At 63.0% G+C, this 18,173-nt stretch carries 17 protein-coding genes; 6 read left to right on the top strand and 11 right to left on the bottom strand.

Features of this window, described 5'->3' with window-relative positions; genetic code table 11:
• Positions 1 to 248 precede the first annotated feature (248 nt).
• A complete protein-coding gene (locus BXE_RS26400; protein WP_040123934.1) occupies positions 249 to 974 on the top strand; it encodes an alpha/beta fold hydrolase in 726 nt (241 codons plus the stop codon).
• 68 nt (positions 975 to 1,042) lie between these two features.
• On the opposite strand, the gene BXE_RS26395 is transcribed toward BXE_RS26400, so the two are convergent.
• Complete coding sequence (locus tag BXE_RS26395; protein WP_011491187.1) at positions 1,043 to 1,801, bottom strand: SDR family NAD(P)-dependent oxidoreductase; 759 nt, start codon at positions 1,799 to 1,801, stop codon at positions 1,043 to 1,045.
• A 320-nt stretch (positions 1,802 to 2,121) separates the two neighbouring features.
• On the opposite strand from BXE_RS26395, the gene BXE_RS26390 reads away from it, so the two are divergent.
• A complete protein-coding gene (locus BXE_RS26390; RefSeq protein ID WP_011491186.1) occupies positions 2,122 to 3,021 on the top strand; it encodes a TauD/TfdA dioxygenase family protein in 900 nt (299 codons plus the stop codon).
• A 63-nt stretch (positions 3,022 to 3,084) separates the two neighbouring features.
• Positions 3,085 to 4,059, top strand: a complete 975-nt coding sequence (locus BXE_RS26385) for a Bug family tripartite tricarboxylate transporter substrate binding protein (protein ID WP_011491185.1) — start codon at positions 3,085 to 3,087, stop codon at positions 4,057 to 4,059.
• 44 nt (positions 4,060 to 4,103) lie between these two features.
• Here the strand turns inward: BXE_RS26385 and dld are convergent, their stop codons facing one another.
• Positions 4,104 to 5,843, bottom strand: a complete 1,740-nt coding sequence (dld, locus tag BXE_RS26380) for a D-lactate dehydrogenase (protein WP_011491184.1) — start codon at positions 5,841 to 5,843, stop codon at positions 4,104 to 4,106.
• Between the two features lie 155 nt (positions 5,844 to 5,998).
• On the opposite strand from dld, the gene BXE_RS26375 reads away from it, so the two are divergent.
• Positions 5,999 to 6,898 (top strand): LysR family transcriptional regulator, encoded by a 900-nt coding sequence (locus BXE_RS26375; protein WP_011491183.1) that lies wholly within the window; start codon positions 5,999 to 6,001, stop codon positions 6,896 to 6,898.
• A gap of 60 nt (positions 6,899 to 6,958) precedes the next feature.
• On the opposite strand, the gene BXE_RS26370 is transcribed toward BXE_RS26375, so the two are convergent.
• On the bottom strand, positions 6,959 to 7,729 hold the full coding sequence (locus BXE_RS26370) for an alpha/beta hydrolase (RefSeq protein ID WP_011491182.1): 771 nt from the start codon (positions 7,727 to 7,729) through the stop codon (positions 6,959 to 6,961).
• Between the two features lie 172 nt (positions 7,730 to 7,901).
• Here BXE_RS26370 and BXE_RS26365 point away from each other — a divergent pair, with 172 nt between their 5' ends.
• The gene (locus BXE_RS26365) at positions 7,902 to 8,507 is read left to right on the top strand and encodes a TetR/AcrR family transcriptional regulator (RefSeq protein WP_011491181.1); all 606 of its coding nucleotides are present in this window, start codon (positions 7,902 to 7,904) and stop codon (positions 8,505 to 8,507) included.
• A gap of 481 nt (positions 8,508 to 8,988) precedes the next feature.
• Complete coding sequence (locus tag BXE_RS26360; RefSeq protein ID WP_011491180.1) at positions 8,989 to 9,369, top strand: DUF2917 domain-containing protein; 381 nt, start codon at positions 8,989 to 8,991, stop codon at positions 9,367 to 9,369.
• A 198-nt stretch (positions 9,370 to 9,567) separates the two neighbouring features.
• Here BXE_RS26360 and BXE_RS26355 read toward each other — a convergent pair whose 3' ends face one another.
• The 8 genes from BXE_RS26355 to BXE_RS26320 all read right to left on the bottom strand — a co-directional run bounded on the left by BXE_RS26355 (position 9,568) and on the right by BXE_RS26320 (position 18,045).
• Positions 9,568 to 10,152: a hypothetical protein gene (locus BXE_RS26355; RefSeq protein WP_011491179.1), complete on the bottom strand. Its 585-nt coding sequence runs from the start codon at positions 10,150 to 10,152 to the stop codon at positions 9,568 to 9,570.
• A gap of 495 nt (positions 10,153 to 10,647) precedes the next feature.
• Entirely contained in the window at positions 10,648 to 11,850 is a 1,203-nt protein-coding gene (gene pcaF / locus BXE_RS26350; RefSeq protein ID WP_011491177.1) for a 3-oxoadipyl-CoA thiolase, read from the bottom strand.
• Positions 11,851 to 12,340: 490 nt separating this feature from the next.
• On the bottom strand, positions 12,341 to 13,321 hold the full coding sequence (denD, locus tag BXE_RS26345) for a D-erythronate dehydrogenase (protein ID WP_011491176.1): 981 nt from the start codon (positions 13,319 to 13,321) through the stop codon (positions 12,341 to 12,343).
• Positions 13,322 to 13,338: 17 nt separating this feature from the next.
• Entirely contained in the window at positions 13,339 to 14,127 is a 789-nt protein-coding gene (gene otnI / locus BXE_RS26340) for a 2-oxo-tetronate isomerase (protein ID WP_011491175.1), read from the bottom strand.
• A 258-nt stretch (positions 14,128 to 14,385) separates the two neighbouring features.
• Positions 14,386 to 15,048 carry an aldolase gene (locus BXE_RS26335; RefSeq protein ID WP_011491174.1) on the bottom strand — a complete coding sequence of 221 codons (663 nt, stop codon included), beginning with the start codon at positions 15,046 to 15,048 and terminating at the stop codon, positions 14,386 to 14,388.
• Positions 15,045 to 16,355 carry a 3-oxo-tetronate kinase gene (otnK, locus tag BXE_RS26330; RefSeq protein WP_011491173.1) on the bottom strand — a complete coding sequence of 437 codons (1,311 nt, stop codon included), beginning with the start codon at positions 16,353 to 16,355 and terminating at the stop codon, positions 15,045 to 15,047. Before otnK ends, BXE_RS26335 begins: the two co-directional genes overlap by 4 nt.
• Entirely contained in the window at positions 16,352 to 17,260 is a 909-nt protein-coding gene (gene ltnD, locus BXE_RS26325; RefSeq protein WP_011491172.1) for an L-threonate dehydrogenase, read from the bottom strand. Before ltnD ends, otnK begins: the two co-directional genes overlap by 4 nt.
• 80 nt (positions 17,261 to 17,340) lie before the next feature.
• Positions 17,341 to 18,045 (bottom strand): FadR/GntR family transcriptional regulator, encoded by a 705-nt coding sequence (locus BXE_RS26320; protein ID WP_011491171.1) that lies wholly within the window; start codon positions 18,043 to 18,045, stop codon positions 17,341 to 17,343.
• Positions 18,046 to 18,173: the final 128 nt, after the last annotated feature.

The following is an 18,173-nucleotide window of genomic DNA, read 5'->3' as shown; positions in this document are numbered from 1 at the left end:
AGTATTCAGCCATCGTAGAAGGTGTCGGCATGAGCTCACAAGCGCATTTAGATCACACCGCGTGTGAGCGCCGCGCGCGAATGCGCGCAAGTGCGCCGGATCGAGCCGCGGATAGCAGTCAGCGTCTGCAAAAGTCAGACCGTGTGTGTAAAAAACGGGCTTGTGGGAATCGCTGCCGGTGTGGGATCGTAAAACGCAGTGGCGCGATTGGCCACGATCGCGCACGACAGCTTTCAATCGAGGACGAAATGACATTCTTCAGAAAAGGCGACGTTTCGATCCGCTATGAACAATATGGAGGCGGCTTTCCTTTGCTATTGCTTCCTCCTGGCGGCATGCGGGCAACCATCGACGACTGGCAGCGCATGGCGTTCAATCCCGTCGAGATCTTCCGCCACGACTTTCGGGTGATCGCACTCGATCAACGCAACGCCGGCCAGTCCACCGGGCCGCTCGCCGACGGCAATCCGTGGGATCAGTATGCGGCTGACCATCTCGGCTTGCTCGACCACCTTGGTATCGAGCGCTGTCACGTGATGGGATGCTGCATCGGCGCGTCTTACGCATTGAATCTTGCGCGGCTCGCGCCGTCTCGCGTGGCGTCGCTGGTGCTCCAGCAGCCCATTGGTATCGACGAAGCCAACCGTCAGGTCATGCCCAACTCATGGCGCAAGTGGGCCGATGAACTGACCGCCAACCGTCAGGACCTGAGCCGGACAGCGCTTGAAGAGTTCGGCCGCAGAATGTGGGCTGGCGATTTCGTCCTGAGCGTGAGCCGGGAGTTTGTCGCCGCGTGCCAGACGCCCATGCTGATCCTGCCGGGCGCCGACCTGGAGCACCCGGCGGTCATTGCGGAAGAACTTGCGCGGCTGGCTCCGAATGTCCGCACCCTGCAACCGTGGAAAGAGCCCACCGGCTGCATTCCTTCCGCGGTGGCCGTGGTTCGCGATTTCCTCGCGAGAAACAGCCATTGAGCTTCGCGGCAACAACGAAGCACGAAGCAAGCCGCGTATCACGCGGCGGGACGCTTCCGAATCGACTATTAGTGCGCGTAAAAATGCATGCCGCCGTCCACTGGAATCACATCTCCCGTGATGTACCTCGCGCGCGGCGACGCAAGAAATGCCGCCAGATAACCGATGTCGAGCGGATCGCCGAAGTAGCCGATCGGCACGTTTCGCGCAATGAATGCCTGTTTCGATTCTTCGGTGGGATGCAGGCGCTTTTCGATTTGCTCGCTATGAATTCTGCCCGGCGGGATAGTGTTGATCGTGATGCCGTCCGCGGCAATTTCGCGCGAGAGGCTCTTGGCCCATAGATGCAGCGCCGCCTTCGCCGGACCACTGGGATTGAGTCCACGCGGTTCCATCGAACCGCTGATATTGATCACGCGCCCCCATTTGCGCGAGCGCATTGCCGGCAGAACCGCATGTGTCATGCGTCGCGCCGCGGTGAAATTGAGTGCGAACGCCTCTTCCCAGACGTCTTCGCCCGAATCGAGCGGCGCGGGCCGCGACGCGCCCGCATTGTTCACCAGAATATCGATCTGCCCCAGCGCGTCGGTCGCCTGCGCAAGAATGCGCTCGATGTGACCGGGCGCGGTGAGATCGCCGACGATCACGATCGGCCGCACGCCGCCCTCCGCCACGATCGACGCCGCCACCTCCTCCAGCAGCGCATCGCGCCGCGCGGTGATCGCAAGCCGCACGCCCTCGCTCGCCAGCGCCCTTGCAATGCCCGTTCCAATGCCCGTGCTCGCGCCTGTGACGAGCGCCGTGCGTCCGCGAAGTTCGAGGTCCATGCTATCTCCCATGCAGTGAATAAGCGGTTCAATAAGGGTTATTCCAGCGCGCTGTCACTCTCCACACGCGGTATGTGTTGCGATGCTAGGGCGCAACGCCGCTCCGTCACAAGCGCGTTAAAGTCACACTCCGCGTCACAACCAGCCGCTTCCGCTTCACATCGATATCACGTCGACATCACGCCGATATCACGCCCGCTGTGACTTAATCTCGCTTGTCGCATGAAGGCGCGCGCGCCTACGCTTGATCTGACCTGGCCCGCATCCGGCCGGCCATTCCGACAAGCCGTCTTTCCGTCATCTCCATCGATGAGGCGCTCATGACCTTCGCAGTCGAAGCAATCCAGGAACCCATTGCAGCGCGCATTACCGGCCTCGACCTTCGGCAACCTCTGTCGGCTGCCGACGCGCAAGCCATCGACAACGTAATTGCACAGTATCCGGTACTCGTATTCCCGGCGCAGGATATCGACGACAATCAACTGCTCGCGTTCAGCGAAAACTTCGGGCCGGTGCAGGTCTCCGTGCAATACGCGACGCGTCAGAACGAACATCGCCTGCAGCCGCGTATCAGCGACATTTCGAACGTCGGCAAGGACAACGAGACGTTCAAGGCGGGCGACAACCGCCGCATGAATACGTTTGTGAGCCGGCGCTGGCATTCGGACCAGTCGTACCAGCCCATTCCCGCCCGCTACTCTTTCCTGCTCAACTACTCGGTGCCCGCGAGAGGCGGCGAGTCCCAGTTCGCCGACATGCGCCTCGTCTATGACTCGCTGCCGCAGGATCTTCGCGAGACGATCGAAAATCTCTCCGCGGAGTTCGACATCCTCCATACGCGAGCGATGTGTGGTTTCACCGATTTCCCGGAAGAAGAGCGCGCGATGCTCAAGCCGTCGATCCACCGGCTGGTGAAAACGCATCCGCTGTCGGGACGCAAGACGCTCTATCTTTCCGTGCATGCGACTCACGTAGTGGACTGGCCGATTCCCGAAGGCCGCGATCTGTTGCGGGAACTGATGGAGTTCGCCACGCAGCCGCAATTCATTTACACCCACCACTGGACTGTCAAAGACCTCGTGATGTGGGACAACCGCACACTGATCCACCGCGGCCTGCGCTACTCGCCGCCGACGGATCGCCGCGAAATGCATCGCGCAACCGTCATGGACGAACCGGAATGGACGCGGGCCGCCGCGCCGGTGAACGTTCCCGCGTAATGTGGCGCGCCACGGCGCGGTAAGGCATGGCGGTTGTGACTCACACCGAACCGGAGAATATCGATGCGCGGCGTCCGTCATTGGCTTGTCCTCGCGCTGTCGTGCATAGCGTGCACACTCGCGACAACGGTTGCGCGGGCTGAATATCCCGACCACCCGATACGGATCGTGATTCTGTTTCCTCCGGGCGGCGAGACCGATCCGCTGGCGCGCATAGTCGGCCAGGAACTCGGCAAGGCGCTGAACACCTCGGTCGTGATCGAAAACCGGCCGGGCGCGGCGGGGAACATTGCAGCGGCGCTCGTCGCTCATTCGCCGAAGGACGGCTATACGCTGCTGTGGGGACTCGGCACGCAATTGACCGTCAATCCCATTCTGTACAAGGATCTGTCGTACTCGGTCGAAAAAGATCTCACACCGATCTCGATGATGGCCGAATCGGGTTTCGTGCTTGTCGTCAATCCGAAGGTGCCGGTTCACTCGCTTCAGGAACTCGTTCAGTATGCCCGCGACCATCCCGGCAAGCTCAATGTGTCGACCGCAGGCGTCGGCAGTCCGCTGTATCTCGCGAACATGCTGTTCATGGCACGCACCGGCACTCAGACCGTGAACATCACGTATGCGGGGAATACGGCGTTACCGGTGCTCACCGGTGAGGCCGACCTCGTGTTCGGCAGCCTGTCGAGCTCGATCGGGTTTATCAAGGCCAACACGGTCAGGCCGCTCGCGGTAACGGGCACGCAGCGCCTCGGACCATTGCCGGACGTGCCCACCATGAAGGAAGCGGGCGTGCCGAGTTACGTCATGACGACATGGCATGCATTACTCGCGCCTGCCGGCACGTCCAAAGACGTCATCGACAAATTGCACAACGCATTGGTGAGAGCCCTCGCCGCGCCCGACGTGCGCGGGTTCGCGGCTTCCCGCGGCATTACGCTGGAGACCAGCACGCCGGCTCAATTGCGTCAGCGAATTCGCGACGACTCGACCATGTGGAGCAAGATTCTGCATGACGCGGGCGTGGGTGCGTTGAATTGAGCTTGTGTTCACCGCCCTATTCCAGTCGCCTCAATCGTGGCGCTTCAACCCGCCGCTTCGCGATAATTCGCGAACTTCGACATCTGTCCGATTCCCGGGTTGAAGCAGTTGCAAGGATCGAGTTGCTGATAGAACGCGGCGAGTTGCGGCTTCGCGTGATACAGATGACCGACGTTATGTTCCGCCGGATATTCCGCGCCACGGCGGTCCAGCAACGTCCACATCTTGTGCTCGACTTCGAGGCAATCGTTGCCCTTCTTCACGATGTAATCCTGGTGGAATACATGGCACAGGAAGTGGCCGTAGTACAGCTTGATGGAAATCGTCTCTTCGATCTCCGGTGGCAGCGTCTCGATCCAGTCGCGATCGTTGCGGCGCAACGCCACGTCGAGCGCGACGATGTTCTCCACCTCACGCGGATGTACCGCGCGATAGCGCACCGCGGCGCCGGCCGCGGCAAAGCGGTGCAGGAACGCTTTCCTGCCTTCCTCGTCGGTGCATTCGAAATAACCGCCGGTCGCGCTTTCGAAATAGCTGGAGAGAAAAGCGCGCGTTTCCTCGACGCTGCCGGCCGCCACCTTCAGCATCAGGTGATGCTCGTATTTGTCGCGATACTGCTTCATGCGCGGCGGCAGATGGCTCGGAAACAGCCGGCTCGCGGCCTGCATCACGCGGTCGGTGAAATGCGAAGGGAAAACACCGAGACGATCGAATAGCGCGTCGAAACGGCTTTTCAGTCCGAATAGCGCGGGCAGTCTGGAAGTGCCGAGGTAATTGATCGCGAGAAAAGTATCCTTGCCGTACTCCTCCGCAATGTCGAAGGCATCGCGATGCAGGTATTCGCCTGAGATCGGCAGATGTTTGAAGTCGTGCAGCGCGTGGCGGCGGATCGCGGTAAGTTCGTCCGGCCGGTTCGTGCCGATATAGAACACCTTGGCGTTCTGCTCGATCGGAAACGTGTCGAGCCGCACGCCGAACACCATCAGCTTGCCAGCGGAGCCCGACGCTTCATGGAGGCGCTGTGGATCGGCGTTGAAGCGCGCCGGCGTATCGGCATCGATTTCACGCACGTGGGTCGTGTAGCCGTGGTCCGATCCGGCGCCAGCGTCGTGCCGGACATCGGCAGCAGAAAATTCGCCGCGTTCGAGCCGGCCGAGAATCTCGTCGGGCGTCTTGCCGAGTGAAATGCCGAGATGGTTGACCAGGTTCAGTCTGCCTGCCGCATCGACCTGTGCGAATACCGCCATTTCCGTATAGGCCGGCCCGCGCTGCACCAGTGCGCCGCCCGAGTTGTTACACACACCGCCGAACACCGAAGCGCCGATGCAGCTCGAACCGATCACCGAATGCGGCTCGCGGCCGAGAGGCTTCAGCACTTTCTCCAGCTGGTCGAGCGTCGCGCCCGGCAGGCAGACTACCTGCTTGCCGTCGTCGATGACGTACACCTTCTTCATCCGGCTCGTGCTGACAATCACGATGTCGCGATCGTAGTCGTTGCCATCAGGCGTCGAGCCGCCCGTGAGGCCCGTATTCGACGCCTGCGTAATGACGATCACGTTCGCCGCGATGCATGCCTGCAACACCTTCCACTGTTCGACGACTGTGCCGGGGCGCACCACGGCGAGCGCCTTGCCCGCGCCGAAACGGAAGCCCGTGCAATAGCGGCGGGTCGCGCCGTCACCCGTCAACGTGTGCTTCCCGCCGACAATGTTGCGCAAATCCGCAACGAGCATTTGGGCCGCGTTGGCCGACAGGTTGGCTAGTGGTGCACGCGCTGCGGACATCGAACTTCTCCTCGGGAAACGTTGGGTGAGATACGCGTCGATTCCGGCCGGTGGGTCGGGTGCGGCCTTTGAGCGCATCGGGTTGACGCAAAGGTTAGAATGAGCGCAGTCATTAGTCCAATATCTCGAAGTCACTTTCTGGAGACGAAAAAGATATGGAATTTCGCCAGTTGCGCTACTTCCTCGCGGTCGCCGAGCACCTGCATTTCACGGACGCCGCAACGTACCTCGGCATCGCCCAACCGCCTTTGAGCCAGCAAATCCTGAAGCTGGAGCGGGAAATCGGCACGCGGTTATTCATCCGCCATCCGCGCCGCGTCGAATTGACCGAGGCCGGGCGGCTGTTTCGCGAGCGTGCGCAGCGCATCGTGGAGGATGCGCGAGAGGCGTTTGTCGAAGTGCAGAATGCGGGGCGCGGCGAGACCGGGCGGCTTTCGCTCGGGTTCGCGGGTTCCACCGTGTTTCATCCCACCGTCGCGATGACGATGCAACGGTATCGGCATGCCTATGAGCGCGTGTCCATCAGCTGTGAAGAGAGCAACAGTTCGCTGCTGCTCGACAAGGTGGCCGAACGGCAACTCGACGCCGCTCTGGTGCGCATGCCGCTGAACTGCCGGGATCTGGTCGTGGAACCGCTGGTCGACGAAGACATGCTGGTCGTGCTGCCCGCGAGCCACCGTCTGAGCCGGCGGCGGCGCGTCGATCTGGCGGGCCTGGCGAAAGATCCATTCATCCTCTTTCCGCGGCCGATCGGCCCGAACCTGTACGACTCGATCATCAGCGCGTGCCGTGAGGCCGGCTTCGCGCCCTCCATCGGCATGGAGTCGCCGCAGATCTCGTCGGCGGCCAACCTCGTGGCGGCCGGATTCGGGGTTGCAGTGGTGCCCGCATCGATCCGGCAGATCCAGGTGGAAGGCGTGTCGTACCACGAATTGCAGGGCAAGCCGCTTTCAACAGGTATCGCGCTGATTCATCGGCAACGCGAGAAGTCGCCGACCGTGCTCAATTTCGTGAAGGTGTTGCGGCAGCAGCGGGCTGCCTCGCGCGCGGCGTGAGACCGCCGCGAATGCCGCCTCGATCAGTCAGAACGGTCTCAGGCGGCGCATCGCGGTCGATCATTGCTTGCTGGAGGTTGCCGCGGCTTGCTCGATCAGTTTCGCAACTTCGGCGGGATGCGAAATGTAGGCCACGTGGCTGGAGTTGATCTCGACCGTCTTGCTGCCGGCGCGCTTCGTCATGAAGCGTTCGAGATCGGGATTGATCGCACGGTCCGCGGTTGCGACGACTGCCCAGCTCGGCTTGGTCTTCCACGCCGGGTTCGTGATCGGCACGCCAAACGACTGGGCTGCGGGCATGACCTGCGAGACCGCCATGAAGCTGGCTTCGGCTGCGGGCACGTCCGCGGCAAAGTCCGCGTGGAATTCGGCCTGGTCGAGATACAGATGGCCGTCCTGGGTTGCCTTGATCGCTTGGGTTGCGGGCGGCATCTTTTTGGTCAGGTCGAGCGGGCTTTCGCCTGCATCGGGTAGAAAGGCGGCCACATAGACCAGGCCGGCCACCTTCGCGTCGTTGCCGGCCTCGGTCACGACCGCGCCGCCGTAGCTATGACCGACCAGAATGCTCGGGCCGTCCTGTGCGTCGATCACGCGCTCGGTTGCTTTCACATCATCCGCAAACGAGGTTTCCGGCTCCTGCACAACCGCGACCTTGTAGCCGTCGCGTGTCAGGATTTTGGACACGGCTTGCCAGCCCGAGCCATCCGCGAAAAAACCGTGAACCAGCACGATGTTCCTGACCGGCTCGGCCATTGCGGCCTGCGAACCCAAGGCGGCGAAGGAGAACGCGAGCGCGGCGGCGATACGGGTGATGCGTGAGGCTGCTTTCATTTTCATGCTCCAGAAGGTAGGTGTTGAGAAGGATATCGACAGTGAATTGCTTGATCGATGCAGCCATCCTACTAGTAGGATGGCTGCATCGCAAGCACTTTCCTGAAACTCAAAATTGCACTTTCTGGTGTAGACTTGAAGAATTAACCAACCGACTAGATGGTAGGTCAACATGACCACGACAGGCGAAGGCACGGCGGCGAAGATTGTCGAAGCCGGGCGGCAACTCATCATGCGTCGCGGCTACAGCGGCTTCAGCTATGCCGACGTGGCCGAGGCAATCGACATTCGCAAGGCGAGCATTCACCACCACTTTCCCGTGAAGGCCGATCTGGTGATCGCCGTGGTGAGGCAGTCGCGCGAAATGTTCGACGCCGACATGGCGTCATTGCAGGCGAGCGGCGCCGATGCGCTGGCGCAGTTGCGGGCCTACATCGGTTACTGGGAGCAATGCATTGCGGACGACAGCGCGCCGTTCTGCGTAGCCGGCATGCTAGGCGCGGAACTCCCTGCTCTGCCCGACGAAGTGGCACAGGAGGTGACAGCGCATTTCGAGAACCTCACTGCGTGGCTCGAACAGGTGCTAGCGTCGGGCGTGAAAGGCAAACAGTTCAAACTGGGCGCGTCGGTTAAGGACGAGGCCGCAACGCTGGTGTCGCTCGTCTACGGCGCGATGCTGGCCGCGCGGGCATATGGAAACGCCGCGCTCTTCAGGACCGTCACCAACGGCGCAGTCGAAAGGCTTGTCAAAGCGGGCAAAGCAACCGGAGCCCGATGAGAACGAGCGTGCCGGGTTTGCGTGCGTAAAGCGTGTTCATGGTCGATTGTTCGTGGTGGTTGTGAAGACACCCCTACGCGGTCGGGGTGCCTTCACACGCTCGCCGCGAGCAACGAGGCTGATATGAAAGCGTTACGCATTGCGAAGCATCCATGCTGCCGAGATTCGCCCTAACGTCGCGCGAATCCGGACATGTTGAGCCGCGCCGACTGCGCGCGGATCGCGTAGCCGTTTGCATGGATTGCGATTTCCTGTTGACAAGACCCGCGGCAAAACGGCACACTCAATCCCATGTTGACGCACATCTCCATCGCTAATGCGATTACACACCCGAAGCGAGCCATGATCGGCTGGCCATTGGGGGTATGCGTGCGTTAGCAGTCTGAATCTGCGTAACCAATCCCCAAGGCCCCGCCGGTAACGGAAGGGGCCTTTTGTTTTGTGCGCGCCTCCGTCCGCCGGCTTGATGACGGAGAGCAAGATGGATCAGGCAAGCCCGCAGTGCATGGACGACGACTCGAGTCTGGTTGCACATCAGCAGCACGAGCGTCTACCAACGGTGGTGGTGCATTTTTCCGTGATGCCGCGCGCAACACTGACCTGGCGTGTCGAAGCCGACAGCACGCTTGCAGTGAAAGACGAGCGCCTCTGGCTCACACGTGTCAGTTCCCCTTATGATCATTGGCTCGACCCGGGACAGACATTCCAGTTGCAACGCGGTGAGCGCGTGTGGCTCAGTACGGAGGGCGAATGCGCCGCGCGAGTGTCGTTGAGCTACGCGCTTCCGCCGAAAGTCGGCCTGTTCAGACGCTGGCTGGGAAGGCTCGCATGGTTGAGCCTCGGACCGCCTGCGCCGCGTTAGCCGCGCAAATTAACGCGCGATCAACAAGGCTTGTGCGTACCGGATAAACAAACACCCCTGCTACGAGGGGTGTTTCGGTACGCCTGTCTGAAAACAGGCTTGCGGACTCGGAACGACCCACATGCGGTCTTGCATGAAGGCATTGTCACGCTCGCGCGCATAGCGTTGATGCGAACGTTAGTGCGAGCGTGACGGCGATCACTTCGCCGCGTCTTGCGGCGTGACTTCCACGGCCGCTGCCGACACGAACACCGCATGGATCGTATCGCCCACCTTGACGTCCTTCAGATCGACGTCCGGTCCGACCTGCAGCGTTTGTGTCTGATACGCGCCGCGCAGCGTAACCAGCCGCTTTTTGCGATCGATCTTCTGCACCGTGGCAAGCACCTCGACCTGGCGCGCCGATTCGAAGCCGCCCGAGGCCGGCGCGTACACCTGCGTATCGACGCGCGCGCGAACACCCTTGTCTTTAGCGCTGACCTTCTCGGCCTTCACGAGCAGCGCGTTCTTGTAGAGCACGTCGACCTGGTCACCTATTTTCAACTGGTCGAAACTGGCAACCTGCTGGCTCACCAGCACGACCACCGCGTTGCCGTCCGGCCCTTTGAGCGTGAGCGTGCGGGTGCCCGGGTCGATGCCGACGATCTGCGCCTTCACATGCACCGGCTCCACCGAGCTGACAACGCCCTGCGCGGCACTGGCCATTGCATCTTGCGCGCACGCCGGCTGAGCTGCGGCGAATGCCGCGACCATCAACGCTGCGCCAATTGTCGCTGCCTTCATATATGTGCTCCTTGAAAAATTATTTGATTCGGCGAGACGGCAATCTGAAACGCTGGAATGCCGATGTTTAACGCCGCGAGTACCCAGGATATCGTCAGGAAGATAGTTTTAAAAAGGTACGACGCGGACGATTTTACATGGCTTGCGGCGAACTTTGATTGATTGAATTGTGATTTTCCAATGAATGCAGCCCGTGCTGTCAGGCGCCGCGGCGTTGCGTCGCAGCGGGAAGCCGCCCGTTGACAATGCTGTGACATTCGCGGCCGTTCATAATGATCCGCATGTTTCAAATGCAGACAGCATTAAATACATACTGCAAGACTGGCGAATGCGCAATCAATGTTCCGTGATATTCGAACATAATCGGATCAGACGTAAATTTGATATACGCCCGATCTACCCACGGCATAAAAAAACAGCCTCTTCGCGTAAGCGAGGAGGCTGTTTTCCTGCTTGAACCAAAGCCCGAAGCGCCCAGGCTAGCCCCCTAAACCCTCACACCCGTTCAATCGCGATCGCAATGCCCTGGCCGACGCCGATACACATCGTACACAGCGCAAAACGGCCCTGCGTGCGATGCAACTGATACATCGCGGTGGTCACCAGACGCGCGCCGCTCATGCCGAGCGGGTGGCCGAGCGCGATCGCGCCGCCGTTCGGATTCACGCGAGTGTCGTCGTCGGCCACGCCGAGTGCGCGCAGCACCGCGATACCTTGCGAAGCAAACGCCTCGTTCAGTTCGATCACATCGAATTGATCGAGGCTCATGTTCAGGCGCGCCAGCAGTTTCTGCGTGGCGGGCGCCGGGCCGATGCCCATCACGCGCGGCGCGACGCCCGCCGTCGCGATACCCAGCACGCGAGCACGCGGCGTGAGGCCGAAGCGCCTGGCGGTTTCCTCGTTGGCAAGCAGCAGCGCCGCTGCGCCGTCGTTCACGCCCGACGCATTGCCTGCCGTGACCGTGCCGTCCGGACGCACCACGCCCTTGAGTTTGGCGAGCGCATCCAGACTCGTCTCGCGCGGATGCTCGTCTTGCGACACGGTGACCGGATCGCCCTTCTTCTGCGCGATCGTCACGCCGACGATCTCCTGCGCGAGCGTGCCGTCGCGTTGCGCGCGCGCCGCCTTCTGCTGGCTGCGCAACGCGAAAGCGTCCTGATCGGCGCGGCTGATGTTGTAGTCGGTGGCGACGTTTTCGCCGGTTTCCGGCATCGAATCGACACCGTACAGTTTCTTCATCAACGGATTGACGAAGCGCCAGCCGATGGTCGTGTCGTAAATCTCGGCCTGGCGCGAGAACGCGCTGGTCGCCTTACCCGTCACAAACGGCGCGCGGCTCATGCTTTCCACGCCGCCCGCCACCATCAACGCGGCCTCGCCCGATTTGATGGCGCGCGCGGCAATGCCGACCGCGTCCATGCCCGAGCCGCACAGGCGATTCACCGTCGTGCCCGGCACGCCTTGCGGCAAGCCGGCCAGCAGCAGCGACATGCGCGCGACGTTACGGTTGTCCTCGCCAGCCTGGTTCGCGCAGCCGTAGATCACGTCGTCGATCGCGTTCCAGTCGACCTCTTTGTTGCGCTCCATCAGCGCTTTGAGCGGCACGGCGCCGAGGTCGTCGGCACGCACCGACGACAGCGCTCCCGCATAGCGGCCGATGGGGGTGCGAATCGCGTCGCAGAGGAATGCTTCGGTCATGTGATGTCTCCAATGGATGTGCTGCATGCGCTGCGCCACAACCGGAATTGCGGCGTGGCGCGGCGCGGGCTGGATGCACGGATGCGCCGGCCCGGGCGTTCTGCAAGTGGACTGGAACGCGACGGGAAGCGGCTGCGGGCAGCCCTCACGTCAGATCAGCCGCGCGCGAATGACGAATGACGAATGACGAATGACGCATGACGAGCCCGGAATCGAGGTCATTTGTTCTTTACACGAACACACGGTCATATATCGAACAACCAGGCCTGATAATAGGCGCGCGGCCGAAACCATGTCAAGCGCGGCCACGCCCGCACCAGGGATTACGCGCAGACTGCGACGGATCTTGCAAACGATCCGGCGATTGACGCGCCCGTGCCGGCGCGCATGGGTTCAAGGCGCCGGCACGAGGCCTGAAGACTGTCTGGGCGGTGCGCGCAAGAGAACCGCTGAGGGCCTCTGCGCGAAATCGCTGCAAGCGAAACCGCGACTAGCGGATCTGGATCTGCTCGTCCGCAACGTAACTGCGGATCACGTCGGCAAAGCTGCGCTCGCCGCTCAGCCCCAGCGCTTCCGCGCGCGACGTATCCCACCGTCCCGGCCAGCTGCCCACGATTTTTTCGACTCGCGCATCCGGTTCCCACACGATCCGCCCGACGGCCGCCTCGCCCGCCACTTCGCGCAGCGCGGCGACCATCTCGTCGACGCTCACCGAAATGCCCGGCAGATTCAGCACACGCTGGTTGCCGAGCGCAGCGGAATCGAGTTCGAGTCCCGCGATCAGGCTCTCGATCGCCTTGCGCGGCGACAGCAGCCACAGGCGCGTCGAGCCCGCGACCGGGCACACCGCCGCTTCGCCGTTCAACGGCTCGCGAATGATGCCGCTCGCGAACGACGAGGCCGCCGCATTCGGCTTGCCCGGCCGCACGCTGATGGTAGGCAGCCGCAGCACCCGGCCGTCGACGAAACCACGCCGCGCGTAATCGTTGAGCAACAACTCCGCGATCGCCTTCTGCGCGCCATACGATGACTGCGGATTCAGCGCGGTATCGTCCTGCACGACGTCGGGCAGCGCGCCGCCATACACCGCCACGGAGCTCGTGAACAGCACGCGTGGGCGATGGCCACGCTGCCGGCACGTTTCCAGCAGCAGTCGCGACGCATCCAGATTGATGCGCATGCCGAGATCGAAATCCGCTTCGGCCTGCCCGCTCACGATCGCGGCCAGATGGAAGATCGCCGAGGTCCTGTCGTCGATCACGCGCTCGAGCACGCCGCGCTCGGCGATATCGCCGACTTCCGCGCGCACGCGGCTGTCGCCGAAATCGTTGGCCTTCACCACGTCGAGCAGCACCAGTTCGGTAATGGCTTGCGGCGTGCCTTGCGTGTCCTTCAGGGAACCGCGCGCGAGCAGTTCGCGCGCGAGACGCTGGCCGAGAAAACCGGCGCCGCCGGTAATCAGTACTTTCATGATGTATGTCGTCCTTGTTAGCGGTTCGCGTTCAGATACGGTTCGAGCCAGCCGAGACCGGCCGAGGTGCCCGCGCGCGGCCGGTATTCGCAGCCGATGTAGCCGTCATAGCCGAGCGAATCGATCAGTTCGAGCAGATACGGGTAGTTCAGCTCGCCCGTGTCGGGTTCATGGCGCTCCGGCACGCCCGCGATCTGAATGTGGCCGATGCCCGCCATATCGCGTTTGAGTTTGACCGCGAGATCGCCTTCCACGATCTGGCAGTGATAGCAGTCGAACTGCACCTTCAGATTCGGCGCGCCGACTTCCGCGCAGACCGCTTGCGCTTCGTCCTGACGGGTCAGGAAAAAGCCCGGCATGTCGCGCGTATTGATCGGCTCGATCACGACCGTGATGCCTTCGGCTTGCGCGGCCCTGGCGGCATGCGCGAGATTGCTCAGGTACACCTCGCGATGCTTCGCGCGCGGCTGATCCGCGCCGATCAGGCCGGCCATCACATGCAGCTTGCGATTGCCGATCACGCGCGCGTAATCGAGCGCCGTGTCGATGCCGCGACGGAATTCGTCTTCGCGGCCCGGCAGCGAGGCAATGCCGCGCTCGCCGCCGGCCCAGTCGCCGGGCGGCGCATTGAAGAGCGCTTGCGTCAGACCACTTGCGTCGAGCCGCGCCTTGATCTCGCCGGCGCGGAAGTCGTAGGGAAACAGAAACTCGACCGCTTTGAAGCCGTCTTGCGCCGCGGCGGCGAAACGGTCGAGGAAAGCGTGCTCGTTGTACATCATCGTGAGGTTGGCGGCGAAGCGAGGCATGGCAGCGACTCCTTGAAAACGGTTTGATCCCGCGCGCGGCAGTACTCATGCCGCACGCGAGTATCGGTTTATCGGTTGACCAGTCTGGGCGTCGTGAGCCACGCGGCGATCGAGAGGGTCACGTGCAGGCCGGCCCGCGTGCTGTGCGTGAGGTCCTTCGGACAGATGCGGTCTGATACGAACTCATGCATTGCCTCCTTGAATGGACGGCCGGCGCGGCGCATCGGGCGCGGCCTGGCTTTGTATTCTGCGTGTCGTCTACCAGCGCGCGCCGAACACGGTGCGCAGTTCTTCGAGTGCGGCTTCATCGAGCGGCGCGGGCCGCGGGTTCGTCGTCAGCCACAAACGCGCGGTTTCTTCGAGTTCTTCGAGCGCATACGCGGCTTGCGCCACCGAGCGCTCCCACACCACCGGGCCGAGACGCTCCAGCAGCACCGCGCGAACGCTATCGGCAAGCGCAGCGATCTGTTCGGCAACCTGAGGATCGCCAGGACGTCTGTACCGAATCAGCGGGACGTGACCCACTTTCATCACGTAGTACGGTGTGATGGGCGGCAGAACGTCGGTCTCGCGCCACACGCCCGCGAGAGTCAGCGCGACAAGATGCGTCGAATGGGTATGGACGATGCCGCGCGCTTCGCCGTTGCGCGCATAGATGCCGCGATGCAGCGCCAGCGTTTTCGACGGGCGTGCGCCGGAAACCGCATTGCCGTCGAGATCGACCTTTGCGATATCGGCGGGATCGAGCCGGCCGAGACAGGCATCGGTCGGCGTGATCAGCCAGCCGTCGTCGAGCCGCGCACTGATGTTGCCCGCGGTGCCCACCGTATAGCCGCGTTGATAAAGGCTCGCGCCGGTCACGCAGATTTCTTCGCGCACGCGTGCTTCGTTCGTCGTATGGAGTGCGGGCGCGCTGGTCATTGCATGTCTCCGTCCAGATGGCGCAGCGCCTTTTCGAAGAAGTCCGTCGTGCCGAAGTTGCCGGATTTCAGCGCGAGCGCGAGCGGCTCGGCGCCGGTCGTGGCGGTGGCCGGCACGCCGGGATCGATCTGCGCGCCGATTCGCAGCGTGTGGACGTCGAGCGCCTGCACCACCGCGCCCGAGGTTTCGCCGCCCGCCACCACGAACTTGCGCACGCCGCGCTCGCGCAGGCCGCGCGCAATCGAAGCCAACGTGGCTTCGACCAGATGCCCTGCTTCGTTCACGCCGAGTTCGCGTTGCACCGCCTTGACTTCGTCGGGCGTGGCGGTGGCGTAGATCAGCATGGGTTCGCCTTTGTCGAGGTACGGTTGCGCGAAAGCCAACGCCTGCTCGACGACTTTCTCGCCACGCGCCGCGGCGAGCGGGTCGACGCGAAACGCAGGTCGTGTGGCACGCCATTCGGCCACCTGCGCGTTGGTCGCCTTCGACGCGCTGCCGGCCAGCACCGCCGACAATCCGCCGATACGCGGCAGTTGCGCGGCATCCGCCTGTTCCGCCAGCAAACCCACCCGCCGAAAGTTGGCCGGCAAACCCAACGCAATGCCGGAACCGCCTGTAATCAGCGTGAGATCGGCGCAGGCTTCGCCGAGTATGTAGAGGTCGGCGTCGGACACCGCATCGGCAATCGCCATGCGCACGCCTTCGCGGCGCAACGTATCGAACGACTCGCGCACCGCCGACACACCTCGCGCAACGGCGTCGTAACGTACGAGACCGACTTTCGACCGGGTCTGCCGTTGCAGCACGCTCACGAGGTTCGCGTCGCGCATCGGCGTAAGCGGATGGTTCTCCATGCCGGACGCGTTGAGCAATGCGTCGCCGACAAACAGATGGCCGCGAAAGATCGTGCGCCCGTTCTCGGGAAACGCCGGGCAGGCAATCGTGAACGCGCCGGCGTTGCCGCCGGCGGATAACGCGTCGAGCAGCGCATCCGTCACCGGGCCGATATTGCCCGCGTCGGTCGAATCGAAGGTCGAACAGTACTTGAAGAAGAACTGGCGGCATCCTTGCGCGCGCAACCAGTCGAGCGCGGCGAGCGATTGCGCGACCGCGTCGGCGGCGGCAATGGCGCGCGATTTCAGCGCGACCACGAGAGCATCGGCCTCGATCGTTTCGTCCGATGCGGGCACGCCGATGCTCTGCACCGTGCGCATGCCGCCGCGCACCAGCATGTTGGCGAGATCGGTGGCGCCGGTGAAGTCGTCGGCGATGCAGCCGAGCAGCGCGCGTTTCGTATTGGCCGTCATGGCGCGACTCCTGGTTGCTTCGCCGTCGGCACGTCGATGCCGGGGAAAATCTTGATCACCGCCGAATCGTCTTCACCGCCGTGACCGGCCGTGGACGCCATCATGAACATCTGATGCGCCGCGGCGGACAACGGCAACGGGAATTTCGAACCACGCGCGGTATCGAGCACGAGGCCGAGATCCTTGACGAAAATATCGACGGCCGAGAGCGGCGTGTAGTCGCCCTTCAGAATGTGCGGCACGCGGTTTTCGAACATCCACGAATTGCCCGCGCTGTGCGTGATGACCTCGTACAGCGCAGCCGGATCGACGCCCTCGCGCAAGCCGAGCGCCATAGCCTCGGCGGCCACCGCGATATGCACGCCGGCCAGCAACTGATTGATGATCTTCACCTTCGAGCCCGCACCGTGTTCGGCGCCGAGTCGATACACCTTGCCGGCCATCGCGGCCAGCACGTCTTCGCAGGCGGCATAGGCCGCCGCCGGCCCGGACGTCATCATGGTCATTTCGCCGGATGCCGCACGCGCCGCGCCGCCCGAGACCGGTGCGTCGAGCATCTGCAAACCGGCGGCCTCGATCCGCTTGCCGAGTTCGATCGCGAAGTCCGGCGCCACGGTCGCGCTCGCAATCACCACGCCGCCCTTTTTCATCGCGGCGATTGCGCCCTGCTCGCCGAACAGCACGGCCTCGGTTTGCGCGGCATTCACGACCAGCGTGACGATCACCTCGCATTGCGCGCCGAGTTCGGCGGGCGTGGCGCAACCCACGCCGCCTTCCGCGACGAACGCATTCAGGACCTCGCTGCGCAGATCGCACGCATGAACCCGCAGACCCGCGCGCAACAGCGAGCGCGCGACGCCGAGGCCCATTGCGCCAAGACCGATGACACCGACGTTTCTGGACATGCTTGACCTCTATGTATTCGTTGGACGTTCGCGGCCGTAGCCGAACCCGGACGCACCGCACTGAAGCCCTGTAATGAAGCTCAGCAAATCCCCGCTTCCGCGAGACGCCGCGCCGCGTTGTACATATGGGTTCGCGCCGCATTGCGCGCCGCCATCGGATCGCCGGCCCGGATCGCGGCGGCGATCGCGGCATGCTCGTCGCGCACCTGCCGCGAGAAGTCTTCGCGCAACGCTTCGTTGCGGCGCGTGACGACCGTGCCGGCTTCGAGGTACTGGTTCAGGAACGTGAGGGTCTTGAGAAAATACGGGTTGCCGGTGGCCGCCGCGATCGCGCGATGGAACGCCACGTCTTCCGCCACGCCGTCTTCGCCTTCGGCCACGGCTTCGTCGATCTTCGCGAGCGCTGCGTCGATCGACACCATGTCGGCGTCGCTGCGGCGCATGGCGGCCTCCGACGCGACTTCCGCCTCGATGGCCCGGCGCAACGCGAGAATCTGCACCACCGAGCCCGGCTCGACCGCTTCCGCGTAATCGATCCGCAGCGGCCGGATCGCGCCGTGCGCGGCGATGAACACGCCGCTGCCCTGGCGCGGTTCGACCACGCCCTCGTTCTTCAACCGCGAGATCGCCTCGCGGATCACCGTGCGGCTCACGCCGAACTGCTGCGCGAGCACGGCCTCGGTGGGCAGTTTGCCGCCGCGCCTGAAGGTGCCTTTGTCGATCTGCTTCAGCAACTGTTGTGCGACCGTGTCGCTCAGCGCTCGCGCAGGAATCTTGTCGAACATCGATGCCTCGATTGATCAAGTTATCAGGTCATCATACAAATTCCGGCGGCGGCCTGCATCCATGCAAACCCTGGCATTTTTGCCCGTGAGGCGGCAAAGTTGGCGAAACAGAAGGCTTAAGCTATCGT

Source organism: Paraburkholderia xenovorans LB400, assembly GCF_000013645.1.
Taxonomy (GTDB): Bacteria; Pseudomonadota; Gammaproteobacteria; order Burkholderiales; family Burkholderiaceae; genus Paraburkholderia; species Paraburkholderia xenovorans.
Note: the sequence above shows the minus strand (reverse complement) of the source record. Positions and strands in the feature narration are given on the sequence as shown.

Excerpts from the sequence above, each read along its gene's own strand:
- BXE_RS26400 (WP_040123934.1), top strand. The coding sequence starts at position 249 with ATGACATTCTTCAGAAAAGGCGACGTTTCGATCCGCTATGAACAATAT.
- BXE_RS26395 (WP_011491187.1), bottom strand. The coding sequence starts at position 1,801 with ATGGACCTCGAACTTCGCGGACGCACGGCGCTCGTCACAGGCGCGAGC.
- BXE_RS26390 (WP_011491186.1), top strand. The coding sequence starts at position 2,122 with ATGACCTTCGCAGTCGAAGCAATCCAGGAACCCATTGCAGCGCGCATT.
- BXE_RS26385 (WP_011491185.1), top strand. The coding sequence starts at position 3,085 with ATGCGCGGCGTCCGTCATTGGCTTGTCCTCGCGCTGTCGTGCATAGCG.
- dld (WP_011491184.1), bottom strand. The coding sequence starts at position 5,843 with ATGTCCGCAGCGCGTGCACCACTAGCCAACCTGTCGGCCAACGCGGCC.
- BXE_RS26375 (WP_011491183.1), top strand. The coding sequence starts at position 5,999 with ATGGAATTTCGCCAGTTGCGCTACTTCCTCGCGGTCGCCGAGCACCTG.
- BXE_RS26370 (WP_011491182.1), bottom strand. The coding sequence starts at position 7,729 with ATGAAAGCAGCCTCACGCATCACCCGTATCGCCGCCGCGCTCGCGTTC.
- BXE_RS26365 (WP_011491181.1), top strand. The coding sequence starts at position 7,902 with ATGACCACGACAGGCGAAGGCACGGCGGCGAAGATTGTCGAAGCCGGG.
- BXE_RS26360 (WP_011491180.1), top strand. The coding sequence starts at position 8,989 with ATGGATCAGGCAAGCCCGCAGTGCATGGACGACGACTCGAGTCTGGTT.
- BXE_RS26355 (WP_011491179.1), bottom strand. The coding sequence starts at position 10,152 with ATGAAGGCAGCGACAATTGGCGCAGCGTTGATGGTCGCGGCATTCGCC.
- pcaF (WP_011491177.1), bottom strand. The coding sequence starts at position 11,850 with ATGACCGAAGCATTCCTCTGCGACGCGATTCGCACCCCCATCGGCCGC.
- denD (WP_011491176.1), bottom strand. The coding sequence starts at position 13,321 with ATGAAAGTACTGATTACCGGCGGCGCCGGTTTTCTCGGCCAGCGTCTC.
- otnI (WP_011491175.1), bottom strand. The coding sequence starts at position 14,127 with ATGCCTCGCTTCGCCGCCAACCTCACGATGATGTACAACGAGCACGCT.
- BXE_RS26335 (WP_011491174.1), bottom strand. The coding sequence starts at position 15,048 with ATGACCAGCGCGCCCGCACTCCATACGACGAACGAAGCACGCGTGCGC.
- otnK (WP_011491173.1), bottom strand. The coding sequence starts at position 16,355 with ATGACGGCCAATACGAAACGCGCGCTGCTCGGCTGCATCGCCGACGAC.
- ltnD (WP_011491172.1), bottom strand. The coding sequence starts at position 17,260 with ATGTCCAGAAACGTCGGTGTCATCGGTCTTGGCGCAATGGGCCTCGGC.
- BXE_RS26320 (WP_011491171.1), bottom strand. The coding sequence starts at position 18,045 with ATGTTCGACAAGATTCCTGCGCGAGCGCTGAGCGACACGGTCGCACAA.